The 3,883-nt window shown below is 44.5% G+C and carries 3 protein-coding genes and 1 pseudogene; 3 read left to right on the top strand and 1 reads right to left on the bottom strand.

What is annotated here, in order from left to right; genetic code table 11:
- Window positions 1–131: 131 nt before the first annotated feature.
- The 3 genes from DXD02_RS02435 to tnpC all read left to right on the top strand — a co-directional run bounded on the left by DXD02_RS02435 (window position 132) and on the right by tnpC (window position 2,814).
- Entirely contained in the window at window positions 132–533 is a 402-nt protein-coding gene (locus DXD02_RS02435; RefSeq protein WP_117761182.1) for a hypothetical protein, read from the top strand.
- The gene (tnpB, locus tag DXD02_RS02440) at window positions 523–891 is read left to right on the top strand and encodes an IS66 family insertion sequence element accessory protein TnpB (protein ID WP_009243734.1); all 369 of its coding nucleotides are present in this window, start codon (window positions 523–525) and stop codon (window positions 889–891) included. Before DXD02_RS02435 ends, tnpB begins: the two co-directional genes overlap by 11 nt.
- A gap of 279 nt (window positions 892–1,170) precedes the next feature.
- Window positions 1,171–2,814 (top strand): IS66 family transposase, encoded by a 1,644-nt coding sequence (tnpC, locus tag DXD02_RS02445; RefSeq protein WP_118666343.1) that lies wholly within the window; start codon window positions 1,171–1,173, stop codon window positions 2,812–2,814.
- A 291-nt stretch (window positions 2,815–3,105) separates the two neighbouring features.
- Here tnpC and DXD02_RS02450 read toward each other — a convergent pair.
- Window positions 3,106–3,883, bottom strand: a pseudogene (locus DXD02_RS02450) (IS66-like element ISRgn2 family transposase); the annotation flags it as partial.

The raw sequence follows: 3,883 nt of genomic DNA on the forward strand, positions 1-3,883 counted from the left end.
GTAAACGGTAGAACCTGAGTACCTTTTTATTCACTTCAAGTTATGCCATAATCATACTCAACAAAATAACATAGTCAAAAAAGTTTAGTACTTAACTTTTTTAACTGACTATGATTCAGAGGAGGAATATTATGGCTACGCAAACCAGCCTTGTAGCTCAGCAGGTGAGGATCAGACAATGGGCAGAACAGATTCGGAATTGTCAGAACCGTCCCAAAGGGATGGATGTTGAAACCTGGTGTACCCAAAATAATCTTACAAAAGCCAACTATTATTACCGTCTCAGGCGTGTCAGGCAGATATACCTGGATCAGATGCAGGACACAGAAACCACTGCTTTTGTGGAACTGCCCGCACCTGCACCAGATCCAAAGAAAACAGATACTTCAAAAGAATCCGGTACATGCATTTCGGCAGGAACTCTGCCAATGATCCGTATTAAAAATACCAGGGGACTGTCAGTTGAGATATTTTCCGGTACTTCACCGGAAATGCTCTGCCATCTCATAAAGGCTTTTACCCATGCTGAATGATGCAGATGCTTCCGGATTTAAAAAGGTGTATCTGGCGATGGGATTTACGGATCTCCGTCGTGGGATCGATGGACTGGCAACGATCGTACGCTTTCAGTTTAAGCTTGATCCTTACGACAAAAATACACTGTTTCTTTTCTGTGGAAGAAGATGTGACCGGATCAAAGCACTGCTCTGGGAAGGCGATGGTTTTCTCCTTATGTACAAGAGACTCGATAATGGTGCATTCCGGTGGCCCCGTTCGGCAGATGAGGCAATGGCGATCACAGACGACCAGTACCGTATGCTGATGCAGGGACTGGAGATCGTTGCACGCCATCCGATCTCTGAGCTGAAAGAGACACCCCGCATTATGTAGCCTGTGCAAAATGCCGAAAATAAAAAAGTACCAAAACTGTAAAAATGATGTGTATCAACCGGATGAAAAAGGTTATCCACAAACAGTCTTTTCTCATTCCATTTGTTATCGTGTGAATAGAAAAACTGTTGTGGATAATACATCTGAAAAGCTGTAAAACAACGGCTTTCCAGATGTATTATCCACCGTCATTATGACGAAAGCCCATATCTGAAGGATTGGCGGAAATACAAAAATTCTGTTATAATCGGAATCAGTATAAAGACAGGAGTTCCGGTTATGACGATCAAGTACACAAAAGAACAACTGAATAAGTTTGATAAGGATCTGCTGATAGAGCTTTTTCTTGGGATGCAGGGACAGATGGAAGAATTGTCCAGGCAAACGCAGGCCTTAAATGACAGGATGCAGCTGATGATGGAACAGATGGTCCTTTTTCAGAAGAACCGTTTTGGCAGATCCAGCGAAAAAATGGCGGATTCTGAACAGATACGTTTCATGGAAGTGGACGGGACTATCGTATTCTTTAATGAAGCAGAGGCAGTCTGCGACCTGGATGCACCGGAACCTGATGACCTAGAATTGAAAGCACCCAAAAAGAAAAAACAGCCAGGGAAAAAAGCGGCTGATATAGCAGGGCTGACAGTAAAACGTATTGATCACTATCTGAAAGAGGAAGAACTGACGGCTGAGTTTGGTGAAAACGGATGGAAACAGCTTCCGGATGCCATTTCCCGATGTTATCAGTTCATTCCGGCCAGTGTCGTGATAGAGGAACATCATATCGGCGTTTATTCCAGTAAACTGGATGAACACATGATAAAGGCACCCCATCCCAGAAATCTGCTTCATGGAAGCCTTGTATCCCCGTCCCTTGCTGCGGCAGTCATAAATGGTAAGTATGTAAATGCGGTACCTCTCTACCGTCTTGAAAAAGAATTCGAAAGGTACGGGCTTGCCATTACCAGACAGAACATGGCGAACTGGATGATCCGTCTTGGGGAAGAATATCTGGGAACCATGTATGATTATCTGCATAAACTTCTGTATGATTATCATGTGATACAGGCAGATGAGACTCCTGTACTTGTAAATAAGGACGGGCGTCCTGCCGGCAGCCAGAGTTACATGTGGGTGTACCGGTCCGGCTTTATGTACCGGGATCGTCAGATCATCCTTTATGAATACCAGAAAACGCGTAATGCATCCCATCCCCGGGAATTCCTGAGGGATTACACTGGGATCTGTGTTACGGATGGGTACCAGGTATATCATACATTGGAAAAGGAGCGTGAAAATCTGAAGATTGCAGGCTGCTGGGTTCACTGCAGGCGCAGGTTTAACGATGCACTGGAAGTGATACCAAAAGCACACCGAAAGGAATCAATCCTGCATCTGATCATGAAACAGATACAGGCCATTTACCGGGAAGAGGGAAAACTGTCTGATTTTTCTACGGAAGACAGGCTCATGCAGCGTCAGCTTGTGGTAAAACCACTGGTGGATGCTTTCTTTGCGTACCTGAAACAGAATGAAGCTAAGATTCCAAAGAACGGTAAAATACGGGAAGCATTTACATATGCACTGAACCAGGAAAGCTACCTGAAAGTTTTTCTGGAAGATGGGGATGTTCCAATAGAAAACAATGCCAGCGAACGTGCGATCCGTGGATTCTGTATAGGGAAGAAAAACTGGGAGATGATCGATACGGTCAATGGAGCCAATAGTTCAGCGATCATCTACAGTATCGCAGAAACTGCAAAGGCGAATAACCTGAAACCTTTCGATTATTTCGAATATCTGCTTACGGAGATTCCCAAACATGTAGATGACAAAAACATAGATTTTCTTGCAGAACTTCTGCCATGGTCAGATATGTTGCCCGAAAACATTAGAAAGCCGCAAAAAGCCAGCGGAAAATAAACAGACCGCAAAAGCGGTCTGCTATTTGTCAAGGTGCTCGTATTCTACCGTTTACAATAGATTTACACAATGTTTGTGTATGAATCTATTATAAGACAGTGTGGCTCAACCATACCGGAATGATGGCTCACTATAAAACGGAAGTGTGGCTCAATCGCACAGGACAGGTGGCTCAATCACCCAAAGATTATTCAGTAGATGGAAAAGATAAAAAGTAAGCGCAAAATATTGCTACGTTACTCATGAATTACGCTTGCACCAAAATGATAGATGCAAGCGTTTTACTCTATTTTAGTTTTGACAGTTCGTTTTCGCAGTCTCGCTCCATGGGGCAAGCTGTTCTAACTGTTCATCTGACATTTTATCGTCTGGCCGCTGTGATAAGAGATATGTCAGATATTTATAGGTATTCAGATCATTCGCTTTTGCCATCTCGACCATTGTATACACAATAGCACTGGAGGCAGCTCCTTTCGGACTGGCACTGAACAGCCAGTTCTTCCGGCCGACAGTGAATGGCCTGATTGCATTCTCGCTAAGATTATTGGACAAACTGCAATGACCGTCTTCCAGATAAGTCATCAGGGTGTCTTTCTGATTTTGGGCATAGTTTACCGCTTTCGCCAAACGGGTTCCTTTGTTTGGGCGCTGTTGATCCAGCCAATTCCAGAATGCCTCCAGTATTGGCTTCTCCTTTTCAAGACGAAATTGTTTTCTCTGCTCCGCAGTGTGATTTTTTGCTTTTGAGTACCGCTCACAATCAAACAGCTTGGAACAGAACTGTACTCCCTGCACTGCCGGAAGGCTGTAATCATACTCTTTCCCTTTCGGTATGGCATCTGTGAAGTAACGTCTCACATGTGCCCAGCAAGAGCAGCGTTTGATGTCCGGCAGATTATTATAACCCTGGTATCCGTCCGTCTCCAGATATCCGCTGAACCCCTGTAGGAAAGATGCTGCATGGAACTTTGCCCTTGTCTCTGTGTAATGGTAGAGCAGGATCGGCGGAAGTCCATCTTCTCCACTGCGGAAGAGCCACATCCAGGAATCCGTTTCAGGATTACGCTCC

The organism is Blautia sp. TF10-30 (assembly GCF_003481245.1).
GTDB classification, from domain to species: Bacteria; Bacillota; Clostridia; order Lachnospirales; family Lachnospiraceae; genus Fusicatenibacter; species Fusicatenibacter saccharivorans.

What these genes read in the sequence shown, in the direction of transcription:
- tnpC (WP_118666343.1), top strand. Translation starts at nt 1,171, where the DNA reads ATGACGATCAAGTACACAAAAGAACAACTGAATAAGTTTGATAAGGAT.
- tnpB (WP_009243734.1), top strand. Translation starts at nt 523, where the DNA reads ATGCTGAATGATGCAGATGCTTCCGGATTTAAAAAGGTGTATCTGGCG.
- DXD02_RS02435 (WP_117761182.1), top strand. Translation starts at nt 132, where the DNA reads ATGGCTACGCAAACCAGCCTTGTAGCTCAGCAGGTGAGGATCAGACAA.